The following is a 17,802-nucleotide window of genomic DNA, read 5'->3' on the forward strand; positions in this document are numbered from 1 at the left end:
AAATAAATTTCGTCATATGCCATGCAAATGGTATATGACTTTTTGGTAGGTAAAATCCATGCAAAATCAATCTGATAATCAATCAACGAACACCATGCCATCGATTTTTTTCGGTCATGGCAGTCCAGGTAACATTCTTGAAGACAATGAAGCAACAAGAATGTGGCAACGTCTAGGGCAAGAGTTCCCAGCCCCAAAAGGCATAATATGTATTTCTGCCCATTGGTACACTCAAGGTGTGGGCGTTACTTCGATGCTTAAACCTCGCACGATTCACGACTTTGGGGGCTTTCCACCAGCCATGTATGAAATGCAATATCCAGCCCCAGGATCACCGGAATTAGCGGAAAAGTTGGTATCCATTTTATCTGAAGAAGGCGCAGCACTGGATGACAGTTGGGGGTTTGACCACGGCGCTTGGTGCGTCTTAGCTAAAGTCTACCCCAAAGCCAATATTCCCGTAGTGCAACTCTCGATTAATCGTCAACAAACACCAGAGTTTCATTTTAGAATAGGTCAAAAGCTTGCCCAACTTCGCCAGCAAGGATACTTGATAATGGGAAGTGGCAATATAGTACACAACTTACCAGCCATGGATTGGGGTGGTCGCAATAGAACCTATGCTTGGGCGAAACGTTTTGGTGATGCGATGCGCACTGCGATTGTCGAGAATACCCCCGAAAAGGTAGTGCAGTACACTGCCCTTGGTGCAGATGCCAATGAGTCAGTTCCGAGTCCAGATCACTTTTTGCCGATACTTTATGTATTGGGCGCACGCTTGCCTGACGATAAATTGCGCTTTGAAACTGCTTACGTTGAATACGGCTCATTAGATATGACGACGGTAGTATTTAGCTAAAAGGTTATTTCACACAACTAAGCTGGCGTAAACAGTCAAGTAATAAACCTCCTCAGCCCTTAATCTGGAAAAATACTATTTCCATTAAGACAAACTAAATAATTGAAAGGAGAGTTTATGTCACTGTTGAAAACTGACGATTTGTCAGAACAGGATCGTTGTCAAGCAAGCGCTATGCACACCTTAAAAGCCACAGTGGAAAACTGTCATTGGGGTTACTTTTCTGCAACCGAAGCGCCAGCATTAAAGGTGAAAAGTGGTGATATCATTCAGGCGGAAGCCATAACCCATCATGCTGGCGATGCGCCTGACTTGATGATGAATGATAGTCTCAAAGCCATATGGGACGGCATTCCAGAAGCAGACAGAAACCCTGGTGTCCACCTAATGACAGGACCAATATTTGTCGAAGGTGCTCAACCTGGTGATATCCTAGAGGTTCGTTATTTGTCGATGCGTCCGCGCTTTTCTTATGGTTCAAACTTAGCAGCTAACTGGGGACACTTATATGATGAATTCGAACAAAAAGAACGAGTCACCATTTACCGTTTAGACATGGCGAGTATGCAAGCTCATGGTCACTATGCTTATGACTTTAAGGGAAAATATTTAACGCCTGGAACGATAACTAAGTGTCCTGAATGTGAACGAGAAACGACTTTAAATGGCGTCCGAGTGCCTGTTCGCCCTCACTTAGGCACTGCTGGAGTGGCACCGGATGTCAGTGGCAGAGTGAGCACTATTCCACCTGGTAAACATGGTGGTAACATTGATAACTGGCGGATTGGTGCAGGTTCTACCATGTATTATCCGGTGCAGGTAGAAGGTGGATTATTTTCTATTGGCGACCCCCACGTATCACAAGGTGATGGTGAAATCAGTGGCACTGCAATTGAAGCCTCATTGGATGTCACCATGCAAATCATTGTGCGCAAAGACTTTGTATTCCCTTCCCCGCTGTTAGAAACACCAAATTATTTTGTGGTACATGGCTTTGACGAAGATCTCAATGTCGCTATGAAAAATGCCTCAATCGATATGCTTGAATTGCTTTCAGAACATCGAGGTTTGAGCCGCGACGACGCCTACTCTTTGATGAGTGTTGCCAGTGATTTCGGGGTAACTCAAGTGGTAGATAGTGTACAGGGTGTTCACGTTAAAATACCACGTAGTATCGTAGACACCGGTGAGCCTGATTCAGACTAAAGGCTGTTGAATCCTCACACTGAACGCATACTCTTTGAGCGTGCGTTTTTTATAATCATTCTCATTTCATGCTTTGCTTCACAACTCCCCTGCTGTGGTATGTAACTTGCTTTGCTACCTAACCTTAAAGAAAAAGTTTTCCTAGTAACACCAATCCGTTACGTAAAAATACAAATTGCTATCCGTGCAGTCACGAGAATTTGAAGAGAGAAAATTATGCTTAGTCGAAGTTGGGAATATTCCACCGATGCCCATTCTAAAATTGAACGACTTCCTAGTTGGCAGGGGGCGTTAGAAAAACTCGGTTTATTTTGTGAATATAAGGGCAAGTTAGAGGATTTTTATGCTGTGATGCATAATTTAACCACGCCTAACGGGATTGAATTCACTCGAATTAGTTCGGCATCTCAGAATATTATTGCTAAAAAAGAAAATACCAATAATGGTGTTTGGGTTGCTTTCCCCCTCGAAGGGCGAATGACAATTAGAGAGGGGAATCGCTCTTTTGAGGTTTTACCTGGTGATATTGTATTTGGCGCTATGGGTTCCAAAACCTCACTTACCTTACATTCTGATTTCAGACAATTATTCGTGACCGTACCAAATATCGCATTCAATGCACGTTTAATCGCTCCTCTTCCTTCACACATGCTGCATTTACCGGGGCATTCAGGTCCTGCTCAAACATTAGCCGCGATGCTAGTTTCAGTGGCTAATAATTTGGAAAAAATGACTGAAGATCAGCTACGTCCACTAGAAATGGCTATTCCTGAATTTCTAATCGCAGCGCTATTTCCAGAAGCAGATACCCGCTCTCTCGGCGGTTCGGCTGGAGTAAAAGCCGCTTTATTACATCGAATTTGCCAAAGTATAGAAGTCCGACTATCCAATCCAGATTTGAACTTAAATGAAGTAGCCAGCGAACATAAAGTGTCTCCCCGATACTTGCAGAAATTATTTGAATCGGTAGATCAGAGCTTCAGCCGCTACATTCGAAATCGGCGTTTAGAGCGCTGTAAAGACGACTTCGATAGTCCAGTGCATGCGCAATTATCTATTTCTGAAATTTGTTTCCGCTGGGGATTTAACGATTCAGCTTATTTTAGTCGTTCTTTTCGTGATTACGTAAAAATGTCTCCCAGAGAATATCGTAAACGTTCTAAACAGAAGGCCGCGAAAGAGCATGAATTAAAGCAGAGCAGAGGCCGCCCCATAGGTGTGAGTACCACCGAAAACCGCGAAGACACCGGCAATAAGCCTCAAGTTGATGTGGCGGCAATGGCCAAACAGTCGCAAGCGCTTAAATTAGCCCAAGACAAAGCATCTTCGGTTCATCATTACATTCCAGTCAATAAAGATACTATTCACTGGGGCTTTTTCGACCGTGAACTGACTCCAGTGCTGTATATGAATTCCCATGAAAAGGTAACAATAGAGACCCTCACCCACCACGCCTACGACGACTATGAACGGATGATAAAAGATGATCCCGGTGCCGAGAGTGTTTTTAAATGGACATCTAAACAGAAAAATGTTGATCGCAGAGGTGCAGGTCCCATGGATGCCTCCATTTACGGTCGAGGCGCGGGGGAAGGATTTGGAGTTCACGTTTGTACTGGCCCCATATACATAAATGAAGCCATGCCCGGAGATGTAATCGAGCTACGAATATTAGATATTCATACTCGACACAATCACAGTGACCAGTTCAAAGGCCGCAGTTTTGGCTCTAACGCCGCTACTTTCTGGGGATTTCATTACAATGATTTGCTCACTGAACCTAAGCCTAGAGAAGTGGTTACTATCTACGAAATTGACGAATCAGACAAACCCAGCTGTGCGCACGCTGTGTATAATTATCGTTGGATACCGCAAACAGATCCATTTGGAGTTACCCATGAGCGCATAGATTATCCAGGTGTACCAGTTGACCATAGTAAGACCCAAAAAAACTTCGACATTTTACAAAATGTAGAAATACCTCTTAGGCCACATTTTGGTACTATTGGGTTAGCACCTAATCATGCTGACTTGGTCGATTCTGTTCCACCATCTAATCAAGGTGGCAATTTAGACAATTGGCGTTTAGGCAAAGGCTCCAGAGTATTTTTACCTGTGGCCGTTAAGGGAGGTATACTGTCAGTGGGTGATCCTCATGCGAGTCAAGGAGACTCTGAGCTATGCGGAACGGCGATAGAGTGCTCATTAACGGGAGAATTCCAGGTTATTTTGCACAAACAAGCCGACTTACCCGGACAATATTTTGATATGGACTTCCCGTTAATCGAAACTGACGATGAATGGGTTGTTTTAGGGTTCAGTCACCCTAATTATTTAAAAGAACTGGGCAGCAATGCCCAAAGTGAAATTTATAACCAATCAACAATCGACTTGGCTATGCGAGACGCGTTTAGAAAAGCGCGTCGATTTTTAATGAATTCGCAAAACCTAAGTGAAGATGAAGCTATTTCGTTATTGTCTGTTGCTGTGGACTTTGGCGTGACTCAGGTGGTTGATGGTAATTGGGGAGTGCATGCAGCTATCCCGAAAGGAATATTCACGAATTTGGCTGAAAACACAGATTAGGTTGATAAATTTACCAACGTTAAAAGGATAAAGCGTCGAGTTACACAAATAGTCAAGTACTTAGACGGATAACTACAAAAGTGATGACACGTAAGTTGTTAGTGTAATACCCAGCAGCAAAAACGAAAATAAAAACAGAAGGGTTCACACTATGTTCAAATTGAATAAGCTCTTTAAATCAGTTTCGTTAGCTGTAGTTGCGATGCATGGCGCTAGCACTGAGTTAATGGCACAAGAGTTAACAACACAAAATGAAGAAAATTTAGACTCTATCGAGGTGGTATCAGTAGTCGCAAAAAGAGATATTGCGGGCTTTCTTGAGAATCAACCCAGCGGCTTATTGTTCGGCTTCGAAAAGTCATTACTCGAAACGCCTCGTTCGGCAACATTCGTCAGTGATGAAACATTGAAGGCATTTGGGGTAACTACTGTAGATGATCTTACTGCTGTAGCTCCAGGTACATTTACCGCTTCTTTCTACGGTGTAGAGGGTGCTTTAAATGTGAGGGGAACATTGGCAGAGACCTATTTCCATGGCTTTAAACGCATTGAAAACCGCGGTACTTATCAAACTCCAATCGGCTCAACATCCAGAGTTGATATTCTTCGAGGTCCTCCTACGGCTAATTTTGGTCCAGGTAAAATTGGTGGCTTGCTTAACCTTGAACCGAAAACAGCCAGATTAAGTCAAAGTGGAGGCTACTTGCCAGAAACGGTTGGTGAAGTACAACTGACCCTTGGTTCATACGACAAAAAGAATTTAAGCTTCCAATTTGGTGTACCTGTTAATGTGGGTGACGCAGAAGGCGGCATTTATACCTATGTTGAAATAGAAGATTCAGGTAGTTATTACGACGGTATTGAGCCAGAGCATCAAATGCTGCAAGTAACTGCAGACTTTGAGTTAAGCAATAACTGGACATTAGTTGCTGGCCTAATGGCATATAATGCCGAAGGCTACGTGCAAACTCCTGGATGGAATCGTGTAACCCAAGAATTAATTGATAATGGGACTTATATTACCGGCCGTGATACGGATTTAGTGGATACCAATGGTAATGGTCAAATGGAATGGGCGGAACTATCTGCACAAGATCCTACCTACTTTGCCAAATTGACGTCTTATCCAGACTTTTATTTATATGCTGATGCGAACGTCGCAGCTTTAGATAGCAATGTAGGCACCACACAATTATCTCGTCACAATGTGTATACAAGTGACAGCGACTTTTCTGATACATCAACCTTTACTGGATTTGTCGATCTTATCAAGACCTATGACGATGACAGCCAACTAAAACTGCAACTATTTGCTGATTACTTAGATAATCAACGTTTTGTTAGTTATGGGTTCCCCGCAGATTATTTAGCCAAAACAGCGGAGCTTCGTGTTTCATATATCAGTGCCTTTGGCAGCAGTAGTGACGCAATTCAAGGTTCCTATAACGTAGGTGTAAGCAGCCGTTATTATGATGCGCGTAGAAAAGAATCCTATAATGGTGGTCAAATTGCCATCAACCGCAGAGATATTTCTGTAGGTGCGATGCCAAACGACATTATTGGCTCTCCATTTAACTCTGATTTTTTCTGGGACTTAGATACCCAATCAAAATGGAGCTATAACTCTGCGTTTGCGATGGTCGACTTAACCGCGATGGATATTTGGAATTTGTCATTAAGTGGTCGTTACGATTACTACGACGTGGAGTCAACTGAGAATGGCGATCCTACCTATTCTTACGCTACGGAAACCTACGCTGAAGATACAGACGGTGAGTTTACCTTCAGTGCGATGTTGTTATTAGACCTAGAGTCGGGTATTCGACCTTATATAAGCTACGCAGAATCTTCAGCCATCGAGTTTAGTCAAGCAGGTGACGTATCACCGGACTTGATTGCGAATGGCGAGTGGTTATCTGACGGCGAATTGCTCGAAGGCGGTGTTAAACTCGAATTATTCGAAGGCATTGTCACCGGCTCTATCTCTGGCTATCGACAAGAAAGAACCGAGTTGAGCACTGTCGGGGGAAGCACCGTTAGCCGCACTCGAAGTGAAGGTGCTGAATTGGAACTGCGTATTCTAGCCAGTGAAAATTTAAGTTTTAGCATTACCAGTAACAAACAAAAAACCGAATACATTGACGGCTTTGCCGGTTATTACATTGTTAATCCGCGAGATATTGGCTTGAACGATATCGATAACTATGGCATCTCGGTGGCAGCATTGAGCTTTGCTAGCAGCATGTATGCAGCAACGGGTAGCGACTACTACTTAGGAGAGTTAGAAGATACGCGCATACCGGATGCAGTCACTAGTATCTATGCGACTTATGCCAGTGAAGCAGGAGTTTTTGACAGTATTGGTTCAACTTGGGGGGTAAGATACGTATCAGAATCCTCCGGCTTGGTAGAAAATTCTGTTAAGTATCCAAGCTATTTGACTGTGCAGGGTTCGTTCTTCGCTCACTATGGTGATTGGTCGTTGATGTTGAATATAGATAATGTATTTGACGAAACCTACTTTACATCACTACAGGATTTATACGGTGACGTGGCCGTATTGCCAGGCAAGGGACGTGAATGGCGAGCAACAGTCAATTACGCTTTTTAAATAGAAATATCTGTGTGCAGCTGAAAAATTGTTGTATTCACACTGCACACTTTGAGGATCATTATGGGTAAGTTAAGCGCTGACAAACAAGCATGGTTTGTTTTATGCACCTTCAGTTTAAGCTTTTTTGTCGTCACCGCCGCAACCTTTACTTCACTGGGCGTTATTCTACCAGCAATGGTCACTGAGTTAGGTTGGGATTGGACCACAGCAGGCCTAGGATTTACTTTTCTGGGTGTGGCTTGCGGGCTAAGTGGGTACTTACCTACAGTGACAATTAGAAGATGGGGTGTTGCCACTACGCTGATTATTGGTGTATTGCTATTGGCGGTTGGTTTTGTTGTTTTGTTTTTAACTACGGAACCTATAACTTACTTTTTAGGATGCATTCTCACTGGCACTGGATATACCTTTGTAGGTTCAGTACCAGGTACTTATATCATCACTCACTTTTTCAAAAGACGTTCAACGGCCTTCGGTTTTTATTATACCGTAGGCGGTCTAGGTGGCGTGGTTGGACCCATTGTTGTTTGGATGGCAACCAATGTGCTAGGAAACTGGCGGCTGCATTGGCTGGTTATGCTGGCAGCAATTGTAATCTCAGTAGGGCTAATGCTGCTATCGCTGTTATTCACGGACGCCAATCGATTAAGAACACCTCCTAAACAAGAAAAAGTGGATACCGAAAAACAACGGGTTTACGAAACCGAACAAACTTGGACATTTAAACAAGCGGTTCGCACCCCTCAATACATTTTACTACTCGTAGCGTATTCCACAGTGTTATTTGTGGGAATTACAGTCAACAGCTTCTCGGTAGCACATATGACTGAAGTGGGAATCACTTTCGCTTTAGCCAGTACTTTGTTGTCCGCAGAAGCTTTCTGTAATGCTATTTCCCGTGTCGTTGGCGGCTTTATCGGTGAGTTTTTTGATCCAAAAGTAATGCTTCAAGTTGCACTACTTCTATTGGCCGGCGGAATGTTTGCCTTAAGTTTTGGTCAAACATTAGTGACCTTAGGTTTCTTCGCCTTTGCCATAGGTTTTGGATTTGGTCTTACCTTCCTATCCTGCACAGTTTTACTTGTAAGATACTTTGGAACCGGACCTTATTTACCTCTATTTTCATTAATGAACATTGGTGCAACTATCGCATCTGCAGCACCAATAATTAGTGGTCGTATGCGCGATGTATCAGGTACCTTTGTACCGCCTTTCGTAATGATTGGTATATTGCCCATGCTGGTTTTAGTTGGCATTGCATTCATGCGTCCGCCAAGACTAAATCAGAAAAAAGTAACCGAAACGCCCCCATCTGACCCATCAATTAATAATATGCTTGCCGCTAAAGTAGCCAGCAAATAGTTGTTATTCAGGAGTTTATAATATGACGACCAACACTAAAGAATTTGGCGTGTTTTTACCGATCGCAAATGGCGGTTGGATTGTTTCAGAAAACACCCCCACTCTCGATGCTTCATATCAGCAAAATAAAACTGCCGCAGTGATTGCTGACAGTTACAAAATGGATTTCATTATGTCGATGGCAAAGTGGCGTGGTTATGGCGGTAAAACTGAGCATTGGGGAACGTCATTAGAATCAATCACCATGATGGCTGGGTTAGCGGAAGCGACTAATCACGCCAAAATTATTGCCACTGTGCATACTTTAATGATGAATCCTGGAGCGGTAGCCAAAATGATGAGCACCCTCGACCAGATTTCCGGTGGCCGTGCCGGTTTAAATATTGTTTCAGGTTCTTTCAGGGATGAGCTTAACCAAATGGGCGCGTGGCGTGATGATATCGACCATGACGAACGTTATGTTTATGCCCAAGAGTGGAGTGACTTAGTTCATAAACTCTGGCAAGAAGATCATGTGGATTACGATGGTAAATACTTCAAGTTTGAAGATTGTGTGTCACAGCCTAAACCCCAAAACAAACCATTCACGGTTTGTGCAGGCCAATCAGAACGCGGTTTGCGCTTTTCAGTAAAAAATACTGATGCATGTTTCGTGGGCGGAAAGGACGATGAAGAAACCTTAAAAATTACTCGTATGGCACGCAAGATTGCCGATGAGCTTGATACGCCAGTGAAATGTTTTTGTATGGCAACGCTTATCATTGAGGACACTGAAGAAGAAGCTCAAGCCAAAGCTGACTATTATCGCGAGGGTAAAGATCTAGGCGCAATTGAAGGCATGATGCGTTCTTACGGAATTGACCCAGCTTTAAAAGATAACGCCATGGTAATTCGTGCTCAAGGTGCATTTATGAGTCGCGAGATCGTAGGCACTGTAGAGTCAGTGAAAAAGCAGCTTATCGAAATGATTGATAACACTGAAATGGACGGTGTCATGGTGATTTTTGATGATTACGAAAAAGGGCTGCACAAATTTGGCAAAGATATTTTACCAGCGGTAAGAGCCCATTATGGCTGATTCTGATTTAACAGAGCTTCAGCCTGATTGGATAGCACCTGCTCGAACCGCGTTGTGCATCGTCGATGTGCAAAACGACTTCGCCAGTCCAGACGGCCTTTTAGGCCAGTTTGGACTGGACATGAGTTTGCTGCAACCCGCTATTGAAAATATCCAAAAGCTAGTTGCCAGTGCTCGTTCAAAGGGTATCGCGGTTATCTTTGTTGGCTTAAAAACCACTGAACAAGATGACTCTCCTGCTTGGCAAGAATGGATGACCAGACAAGGCAGAGATGCTAAAGCAGAAAGCGCAATCTGCCGTGCAGATACCTCAGGTATGGATTTTTATGGTATTCAGCCTCAAGACGGTGATGTGGTAATTTATAAAACACGTTATAGCGCTTTTTTTAATACCCAACTGGATGAGGTGTTAACACAAAAGCAGTTAGATACGTTGGTGTTTTGTGGCGTTACGACTGAATGTTGTGTTGAGTCTAGCGTTCGAGATGCTTTTCACCATGATTACCATGCCATTGTTGTGACTGATGGTTGCGGCGCATACGAACCAGAGTTGCACGACGCTAGCCTGCGAGCGATGGCGATAAACTTCGCTTTACTAAGCGATACCCAATCTATTCTTAAACGTTGGGAGGCAGCATGACCAGCCCATTGTACCCATCTGATACACAAGTAAATTACTCTGTTACAGATGAAGATGTTGCAGCAATTAAAGCCGCCATCGACATCCAAGAAATAACTGAACTGGCGCTAACCCTTGGTAATATTCCTAGCCAATCTGGCTATGAAGCAGAATCGGGTAAATTTGTGTTTGACTGGTTACAAACAAATGGTTTCAAAGCCCGTCAATGTGGCGCGACACCAGAGCGCCAAAACATCATCGGTGAATATGGCGGTAAAGGTGTTGGTAAAAATTTGTTGTTTACCGCCCATCTTGATACCGAAAGCCCCAGCGATGACCCGCATATAAATCAACATAAATTTTCACAAAAAACCTTAGATAATCCCGAATGGAACAAGTGTTGGTTGGAAGATGGTAAATTTCACGGCTTTCCTATTAGTAATGATCGCGGCCCTATGAGTTGTTTTTTAATTGCCGCTAAAGCATTAAAACAAGCCGGTTTCGAATTAGCGGGTAAGTTATATTTAACGGCTTGCCCGGGAGAAATTGGTCCTGAGCCAATGGAACAATGGCAGGGCGTGGACTATATGGGCAAAGATATAGGTGCACACTACCTATTTCATCATGGAGGCGTAATAGCAGATTATGCCATCGCTGCTGAAGGTTGTGACTGGGGCGTTACATGGCAAGGAAATGGTTATGCGTTGTATCGTATTCAGTTGTTCGGCGAGGGGGTATTTACACCAATATTGGAAGCTCCTGTAGAAACGAACAAACATCCAAATCCGATATACAAATTAGGCGCTGTGATTGATGCCTTACATGGCTGGTCACAACAATATGAAGCTGAAAATAAATATGTGACTACAGGTGGAGTGTCTGTCCCTAAAGTACAAATTGATTCTATTAAAGCCGGTTCGCCATTGACCTTTGGTGCCGGTACAGATGTTTGCTCAGTGTATATCGAAGTGGGCCTTACTGCGCAACAAACAGCGGCGCAACCATACCACCAACTAAAGCAACTAATGGCATCTTTAGATGTTGATGATTACGACATAGAACCAATGGTTGTTAGAAATGGTTTCGAGGCAGATGCGCAAGCCGTAGCGCCATTAGTCAAGTCGCTGTGCGACGCCACTAAGGCAACCAAAAATGAACCAATTGAACTTGCCCATCCCGCTTATTCAAGCATGTGGCGTGACCACAATGTATTTAATATGCAGCGGATTCCGGCCGTAACTTCCGGTATGCCCAGATGGCGCGCCACTCCACAAGATTTAGTAGACAGTGCATTAATTTATGCATTAACTGCTTTGTCGGTGTGTGGCAAACGTGAATCTTAAAATCAGTGAGCCAAATTATGAATAAGTCATTAGCTAAAACGTCAGAAGAATTAACCATAGAGCATTTAAAGGGCGACTTTGGTGCGCAAATAGTCGATGTAGACTTACCATCAGCAGACCAAGAAACCTTGACCAAAGTAGTCGCGGCGTTTCATCAACATGGCGCAATTTTATTACGCAATCAAACAATGGAGCCCGATGACCTAATGCGTTTTATTAACGCTTTTGGTGAGCCGGAGCTGCATACTCAAACCAAATTTTGTTTACCTAACTATCCGCATATTTTTAAAATTTCTAATATGCTTGATGAAAACGGTGAACCCATTGGCGCACATAACGACGGTTTAGGCTGGCACACAGATTATTCTTACAAAGAAGAACCGGTAATGTGCACTATGCTCTACGCGGTTACCGTTCCTGATGAAGGGGGCGACACCCTGTTAGCTGACCAAGTGGCTGCCTATGAAGATTTACCAGAAGAGCAAAAAGCACGATTAGATCCGTTAAAAATTCATCATTCATTGGTGCATTTTATTCAAAATCGTGAATTCAATAGCTATGAAATTACCGATGAATTGCGTCGCGAAAACCCTGATGTCATTCATCCAATGATCCGCGTCCACCCCGCCGATGGCCGTAAGGCATTGTGGGTTAGTACAGGTACGGTAAAGCATATTCTAGGCATGGAAGATGACGAAGCCATGGCTTTGGTCGATGAGCTAGTTGAATACATTACCCAACCTAAGTATGTGTATGCCCACAAGTGGCAGAAAGGCGACGTGTTAATGTGGGACAACCGCTGCACATTGCATACAGGCACCGTTTACGATGATAAAAAATATCAACGTATGGCACATCGATTATGGGTCAAAGGTGAAAAACCGATTTCAGTAGGTGACCTGTAGACTGGTATTTATGCCAGTGCAAATTAAATGGATTTCAGGGGCTAGAGCCCCAGCTACACAACACCTGTAGACTGGCATTTATGCCTATGGAAATTAAATGGATTTCAGGGACTAGAGCCCCTGCGACACAACACCTGTAGACTGATATTTATGCCTGTGGAAATTAAATGGATTTCAGGGGCTAAAGCCCCTGCGACACGACGCCTGTAGACTGGCATTTATGCCAGTGGAAATTAAATGGATTTCAGGGGCTAGAGCCCCCACTACACAACACCTGTAGTCTGGTATTTATGCCAGTGGAGATTAAATGGATTTCAGGGGCTAGAACCCCTGCTACACAACACCTGTAGACTGGCATTTATGTCAGTGCAAATTAAATGGATTTCAGGGGCTAGAGCCCCTGCGACACAACACCTGTAGACTGATATTTATGCCTGTGGAACTTAAACGGATTTCAGGGGCTAAAGCCCCCTGTCACAGTTATTCTTGGGTAAAATGAGCAGGTATCTGAGGTGCATCACCACCTTTTACCCACAATATAATTTCATTACCCCAAGGATCTTGAAAGGCTGCGTTAATACCATTAAATTCAGCCCAAAAATGATCCTTCCATAAAATACTTGCACCTCGAGACTCTGCACGGGCTAAAATGTCGTCAATATTGTCATCATCACTGACTAAAATCCAAACTCTAGGCTTACGCCCTTCGGTGGATATAGAGCGGGGCTCAACGCCATCAGGACTGGGATGAGGACGGGCATTTTCAGCTTTATGTATGCCAAGGTGAAAGTTTCCAATCGTGGTTTCATTGCCTTCACTGTCGTGCATAACACCACCGGGAACCATGCGATGATAAACCCCCATTGGACGAGGGTCATTTTCCCAACCAAACACCTCGGCGTAAAACTCACCAGCAGCAGCGGGATCATCAGCGCTGAGATCAACAAAAATAAGGGTATTGGGGTAAGTCATTATACTATCCTGTGTTTTACTTGAATTTACACCTATGATGAATTATTCCTTTACCAATACTTTCATTCATATGCCTTTTTAATTGATTTTATGCATCTGATTGCCTTATACCAATCCCCGTTCAGCAAAAGACACGCAGTCACCATCGCCGACAATAATATGATCCAGTACAGTGACATCAATCAACTCTAAGGCGTGTTTGATACGTTGAGTAATATGTTGATCTGCTTGACTAGGCTCTGCGATGCCCGACGGGTGGTTGTGACTTAATATAATTGCCGCTGCATTACACTCTAAGGCTTGTTGAACAATGACTCGAGGGTAAACACTTGCTGCGTTAATCGTCCCAAAAAACAGTTTTTTGAAGGTAATAAGACGATGTTGGCTGTCGAGCATTAATACCGCAAAGACCTCGTTAGGTTCGTCACGTAGTTGACTCAGCAGATACTGTTTAGTGCGATTGGCGCTATCAAATGTGTGTGTTCGCGTGAGTGATTGAGCAAAATAGCGTTTCGACATTTCCAAAGTCGCTTGTAACTGCACATATTTCACTTCGCCCAAACCTTTACCCAAGCAAAATTGGCTTTTACTGGCATTCAGTAAACTGCGCAAAGAGCCAAACTGAGTGAGTAATTCACGGGCTAAATCAACAGCACTGCTTCCTTGTACTCCAGTTCTCAAAAAAATAGCGAGAAGTTCTGCGTCTGAAAGAGCTTCACTGCCCATGGATAGGAGCTTTTCTCTTGGCCGCTCCATTTTTGGCCATTCTGATAGTTTCATGCATCCGTGCCTGAATTAGGGTTAAAATTACTAGCAATTAGTCGTATATCACTAATTAAACCTAGCAAATGATCGCCGATCAGGCCAATATTAAGTCATATCAAGTACCTAAGTGTTTTGTCTAACCTTTATATTAGGTAAAATGCAGCACAGATTTTTAGTGAATATTTAGACACATGGCCATTCAAAAGCACAAGGTTTTACTCGGAATTACAGGTGGCATTGCCGCTTATAAAACCCCAGATTTAATACGCAAACTAACCGCCAAGGACGCTGAGGTACGAGCAGTATTAACCGCTTCAGCTGAACATTTTGTTAGTCCTTTAGCATTGCAAGCAGTATCAGGCAATCCGGTTTCTAGCGATTTACTCGATCCGGCTGCAGAAGCAGCTATGGGTCATATAGAATTGGCGAAATGGGCTGATAGCATTCTTATCGCCCCTGCCACCGCAAACTTTATTGCTAAACTTGCCCATGGCATGGCCGACGATTTGTTGTCGACGTTATGCTTGGCCAGTACTGCTGAGGTATATATTTCTCCTGCCATGAATCAGCAAATGTGGAAGGCTGATGCTACGCAGAAGAACCTTTCCATCTTGTCCAATCGTGGGGTCACTATTATTCCACCCGACTCAGGTGAGCAAGCTTGTGGCGATATTGGGCAAGGACGTATGCCTGAACCTCAGTACTTGGCAGACCTAATCACCCAACCCAAGCCGCCTCAATGCTTGACTGGCAAAAAAATAGTGATTACGGCAGGACCGACCCGAGAAGCAATTGATCCCGTGCGTTACATCAGCAACCACAGCTCGGGCAAAATGGGTTATGCACTAGCCAATGCGGCAATAGCCATGGGTGCTGAAGTGACTTTGGTGAGTGGCCCAGTAAATTTAAGCGCTCCTAACAAAGCGAACCTGATTAATGTTGAAAGTGCGCAACAAATGCATGATGCCGTTATGGGAAATATACAAAGCGCGGATATTTTCATTGGCTGTGCAGCCGTAGCCGACTATCGTCCTTTAGAAGCGGTAAATCAAAAAATCAAGAAGAACAATCAAGAGTTGACCCTTACTTTTACTAAAAACCCTGATATTCTTGCAGATGTCGCAAAACAACAACGGTCAGTGTTCACTGTCGGCTTCGCTGCCGAAACACAAGACGTTAGTCGTTATGCAAAAGAAAAGCTGGAGCGTAAACAGCTTGATATGATCGCTGCTAATGATGTTTCAAATAGCAACATTGGATTCAATAGTGATCAAAATGCTTTGACGGTTTTTTGGAAAGAGGGTGAAAAATCTCTCGATGTTGCCGATAAAAAGCAACTTGCTTTTAAATTGATGCAATTAGTATCTGAAAAATATAGAAATAAACATGCAACAAAATAACTCTAAGAATAATAATATGGTCCTACAGACAGGGAGACATGATTAATGCCCGCGATTAAACGTCCAAACCGCAGAGCGCAAATTCTGCAATGTCTAGCAAGTATGCTAGAAAACAACCCTGGACAGCGTATCACTACGGCTAAATTGGCAACAGAAGTAGGCGTGTCAGAGGCTGCTTTATACCGCCACTTTCCCAGTAAAGCACGGATGTTTGAAGGTTTAATTGAGTTTATCGAAGAAACCTTGTTTTCACGTATCAATAAAATTATTAATGAAGAAAAAGATAGCGCTGTGCGTATTCAATTGATTATTCATTTGATTTTAGGTTTCTCAGAAAAAAATCCAGGTATTACCCGCATTTTGAACGGTGATGCCTTAATGGGAGAGCAGGAACGTTTACGTGGCAGAATTGCACAGATTTTTGAGCGCCTTGAAACGCAAATAAAACAGGTTTTAAGAGAACGTAAACTTCGTGAAGGAAAATCATTACCTGCGGATGAAGGTGTGATTGCAAATATGCTGATCTGCTATACCGACGGTCGTATTAATTTGTTTATCCGTAGTGATTTCAAACGCCGCCCCACCGAAGATTTTAAAGAAACTTGGCAGTTCATCAACAAACAGTTTTTTTCTTAAATTCGTTTCGATAATATAATCCGGTTGCTTGATGTTTATTCAATCTGGAAACCGGACACCAGTCAGGGGCTAAAGCCCCTGCTACAATTTATACCCGCAGAAAATCGAACATAGCGCAAAGGCTAAAGCCCCTAATACAATTTATGCTCGCAAAAAATCGAACATAGCTCAAAGGCTAAAGCCCCTGCTACAATTTGTACCCGCAAAAAATCGAACATAGCTCAAAGGCTAAAGCTCCTAATACAATGTCTTGACACAATCTAATTCTCGACTAACCTATAAAGAACACATGTTCTTTTTTATTTAAGCGAATTTGATATGCCTCGTAAGGCCCTATACAACGTTGAAGAGGTGCTTGAACAAGCAATTGCGGTCTTCTTGGAGCATGGTTATCATGGTGCTGCAATGGACGAAATTATCGCCAGAACCGATTTTAACCGACGTGGATTCTATATTGAATTCGGTTCTAAACAGCAGTTTTTATATATTGTGCTAGCCCATTATCAAGAGCAGCATTTATCCAAAGCGTTTTCACACCTAGAACACAACCAAGGTATGCTTTCTATTCAAGGTTTTTTCTCAGCTTATATTGATTTGGTTAGAGGTCGAGGCTGTTTGTTAATTAATATTATTACTGAATTAGGCTTCGATGACCTCAAGATCCGAGATATTGGTCGGCATTATCTGGATCGTCTCCAGATTGACTTTATTGGTTGTTTGGAAAAAGCCCAAAAACTAGGAGAAGTTAGGCAGGATATCAATATTGAGTCCACCGGTTTACAGTTATGCAGTTACGTACAAGGATTTGCCGTTAATGGGATTTTAGCCGGTGACACTGATGAACTAATGTTGGCTACTCAGGCCATTTTAGGGCCACTGAAACCTTAATTAAATAGCCTAGTCTTCTCACTTCTGGTTTTCATATTTAATAACCTATATGGTTTTATCAATAGCCTTCGAATTTCACTTGGCGATTGTCTCAGTTGTCGTTAGAATTCATGCCCGTTTTGATATCTAAAAGTGAGTAAGATGACAACTAAAAATCCTTTATTTAGGGTACAGTTTGTTAGTAATGGCGAACGTTATGAAGTTTATGTACGTGAAGTCAGTCAAGGCAGTATGTTTGGATTTGTAGAGATAGGTGATTTTGTCTGGGATACCCACACAACGCTGGTATTAGACCCGAGCCACGAAAAATTAAAAACCGAATTTGCTGATGTAAAACACACTTATATACCTATGCACAGCGTGTTAAGAATTGACGAAGTGAAGAAACAAGGTACGGCAAAAATTACTGAATTGTCAGATAAAGTAACGGCATTTCCGAGTCCGATTTACACACCTAAAAATTAGTACTTTTCCGTACAGCACCTAACATACCGTCAATTACAGTTTCAGTACGTTTTGTATTGGAGCCGTTTTGCCTTAAGCTGTAACTATAATAATTAGGAAAAAGT

15 protein-coding genes are annotated in these 17,802 nt (G+C 43.0%); 13 read left to right on the forward strand and 2 right to left on the reverse strand.

Annotated elements, in window-relative coordinates; genetic code table 11:
- Positions 1-58 precede the first annotated feature (58 nt).
- From ygiD to ABWV72_RS11495, 9 genes are all read left to right on the forward strand, one after another.
- Complete coding sequence (gene ygiD / locus ABWV72_RS11455) at positions 59-859, forward strand: 4,5-DOPA-extradiol-dioxygenase (RefSeq protein ID WP_216049370.1); 801 nt, start codon at positions 59-61, stop codon at positions 857-859.
- Between the two features lie 117 nt (positions 860-976).
- The gene (locus tag ABWV72_RS11460; protein ID WP_353370640.1) at positions 977-2,065 is read left to right on the forward strand and encodes an acetamidase/formamidase family protein; all 1,089 of its coding nucleotides are present in this window, start codon (positions 977-979) and stop codon (positions 2,063-2,065) included.
- Positions 2,066-2,281: 216 nt separating this feature from the next.
- A complete protein-coding gene (locus tag ABWV72_RS11465; protein WP_216049372.1) occupies positions 2,282-4,651 on the forward strand; it encodes an acetamidase/formamidase family protein in 2,370 nt (789 codons plus the stop codon).
- Positions 4,652-4,802: 151 nt separating this feature from the next.
- Complete coding sequence (locus ABWV72_RS11470) at positions 4,803-7,262, forward strand: TonB-dependent siderophore receptor (RefSeq protein WP_353370642.1); 2,460 nt, start codon at positions 4,803-4,805, stop codon at positions 7,260-7,262.
- A 63-nt stretch (positions 7,263-7,325) separates the two neighbouring features.
- Positions 7,326-8,627 (forward strand): MFS transporter, encoded by a 1,302-nt coding sequence (locus tag ABWV72_RS11475; RefSeq protein WP_342806149.1) that lies wholly within the window; start codon positions 7,326-7,328, stop codon positions 8,625-8,627.
- Between the two features lie 22 nt (positions 8,628-8,649).
- Positions 8,650-9,705, forward strand: a complete 1,056-nt coding sequence (locus tag ABWV72_RS11480) for an LLM class flavin-dependent oxidoreductase (RefSeq protein ID WP_216049375.1) — start codon at positions 8,650-8,652, stop codon at positions 9,703-9,705.
- Complete coding sequence (locus tag ABWV72_RS11485) at positions 9,698-10,345, forward strand: cysteine hydrolase family protein (protein WP_342806146.1); 648 nt, start codon at positions 9,698-9,700, stop codon at positions 10,343-10,345. The genes ABWV72_RS11480 and ABWV72_RS11485 overlap by 8 nt, the downstream gene beginning before the upstream one ends.
- Positions 10,342-11,667, forward strand: coding sequence for a zinc-binding metallopeptidase family protein (locus ABWV72_RS11490; RefSeq protein ID WP_342806144.1), 1,326 nt, complete (start codon positions 10,342-10,344; stop codon positions 11,665-11,667). Before ABWV72_RS11485 ends, ABWV72_RS11490 begins: the two co-directional genes overlap by 4 nt.
- A gap of 17 nt (positions 11,668-11,684) precedes the next feature.
- The gene (locus tag ABWV72_RS11495) at positions 11,685-12,572 is read left to right on the forward strand and encodes a TauD/TfdA dioxygenase family protein (RefSeq protein WP_353370645.1); all 888 of its coding nucleotides are present in this window, start codon (positions 11,685-11,687) and stop codon (positions 12,570-12,572) included.
- Between the two features lie 480 nt (positions 12,573-13,052).
- Here the strand turns inward: ABWV72_RS11495 and ABWV72_RS11500 are convergent, their stop codons facing one another.
- Positions 13,053-13,544 (reverse strand): VOC family protein, encoded by a 492-nt coding sequence (locus tag ABWV72_RS11500; protein WP_216049379.1) that lies wholly within the window; start codon positions 13,542-13,544, stop codon positions 13,053-13,055.
- A gap of 105 nt (positions 13,545-13,649) precedes the next feature.
- The gene (radC, locus tag ABWV72_RS11505) at positions 13,650-14,324 is read right to left on the reverse strand and encodes a RadC family protein (RefSeq protein WP_216049380.1); all 675 of its coding nucleotides are present in this window, start codon (positions 14,322-14,324) and stop codon (positions 13,650-13,652) included.
- A gap of 176 nt (positions 14,325-14,500) precedes the next feature.
- Here radC and coaBC point away from each other — a divergent pair, with 176 nt between their 5' ends.
- The 4 genes from coaBC to ABWV72_RS11525 all read left to right on the forward strand — a co-directional run bounded on the left by coaBC (position 14,501) and on the right by ABWV72_RS11525 (position 17,698).
- A complete protein-coding gene (coaBC, locus tag ABWV72_RS11510) occupies positions 14,501-15,709 on the forward strand; it encodes a bifunctional phosphopantothenoylcysteine decarboxylase/phosphopantothenate--cysteine ligase CoaBC (protein ID WP_342806140.1) in 1,209 nt (402 codons plus the stop codon).
- A 45-nt stretch (positions 15,710-15,754) separates the two neighbouring features.
- Positions 15,755-16,345, forward strand: coding sequence for a nucleoid occlusion factor SlmA (gene slmA, locus ABWV72_RS11515; RefSeq protein WP_216049382.1), 591 nt, complete (start codon positions 15,755-15,757; stop codon positions 16,343-16,345).
- A gap of 318 nt (positions 16,346-16,663) precedes the next feature.
- Positions 16,664-17,233, forward strand: coding sequence for a TetR/AcrR family transcriptional regulator (locus ABWV72_RS11520; RefSeq protein ID WP_216049383.1), 570 nt, complete (start codon positions 16,664-16,666; stop codon positions 17,231-17,233).
- A 141-nt stretch (positions 17,234-17,374) separates the two neighbouring features.
- The gene (locus ABWV72_RS11525; protein ID WP_216049384.1) at positions 17,375-17,698 is read left to right on the forward strand and encodes a DUF1820 family protein; all 324 of its coding nucleotides are present in this window, start codon (positions 17,375-17,377) and stop codon (positions 17,696-17,698) included.
- Positions 17,699-17,802 lie beyond the last annotated feature (104 nt).

This window comes from Aliiglaciecola sp. NS0011-25 (genome assembly GCF_040370605.1).
GTDB lineage: Bacteria > Pseudomonadota > Gammaproteobacteria > Enterobacterales > Alteromonadaceae > Aliiglaciecola > Aliiglaciecola lipolytica_A.

Bases quoted from the DNA above. Each gene is read 5' to 3' on its own strand.
- ABWV72_RS11525 (WP_216049384.1), top strand. From the start codon at position 17,375: ATGACAACTAAAAATCCTTTATTTAGGGTACAGTTTGTTAGTAATGGC.
- ABWV72_RS11465 (WP_216049372.1), top strand. From the start codon at position 2,282: ATGCTTAGTCGAAGTTGGGAATATTCCACCGATGCCCATTCTAAAATT.
- slmA (WP_216049382.1), top strand. From the start codon at position 15,755: ATGCCCGCGATTAAACGTCCAAACCGCAGAGCGCAAATTCTGCAATGT.
- radC (WP_216049380.1), bottom strand. From the start codon at position 14,324: ATGAAACTATCAGAATGGCCAAAAATGGAGCGGCCAAGAGAAAAGCTC.
- ABWV72_RS11480 (WP_216049375.1), top strand. From the start codon at position 8,650: ATGACGACCAACACTAAAGAATTTGGCGTGTTTTTACCGATCGCAAAT.
- ABWV72_RS11520 (WP_216049383.1), top strand. From the start codon at position 16,664: ATGCCTCGTAAGGCCCTATACAACGTTGAAGAGGTGCTTGAACAAGCA.
- ABWV72_RS11460 (WP_353370640.1), top strand. From the start codon at position 977: ATGTCACTGTTGAAAACTGACGATTTGTCAGAACAGGATCGTTGTCAA.
- ABWV72_RS11500 (WP_216049379.1), bottom strand. From the start codon at position 13,544: ATGACTTACCCCAATACCCTTATTTTTGTTGATCTCAGCGCTGATGAT.
- ABWV72_RS11485 (WP_342806146.1), top strand. From the start codon at position 9,698: ATGGCTGATTCTGATTTAACAGAGCTTCAGCCTGATTGGATAGCACCT.
- ABWV72_RS11475 (WP_342806149.1), top strand. From the start codon at position 7,326: ATGGGTAAGTTAAGCGCTGACAAACAAGCATGGTTTGTTTTATGCACC.
- ygiD (WP_216049370.1), top strand. From the start codon at position 59: ATGCAAAATCAATCTGATAATCAATCAACGAACACCATGCCATCGATT.
- coaBC (WP_342806140.1), top strand. From the start codon at position 14,501: ATGGCCATTCAAAAGCACAAGGTTTTACTCGGAATTACAGGTGGCATT.
- ABWV72_RS11490 (WP_342806144.1), top strand. From the start codon at position 10,342: ATGACCAGCCCATTGTACCCATCTGATACACAAGTAAATTACTCTGTT.
- ABWV72_RS11470 (WP_353370642.1), top strand. From the start codon at position 4,803: ATGTTCAAATTGAATAAGCTCTTTAAATCAGTTTCGTTAGCTGTAGTT.
- ABWV72_RS11495 (WP_353370645.1), top strand. From the start codon at position 11,685: ATGAATAAGTCATTAGCTAAAACGTCAGAAGAATTAACCATAGAGCAT.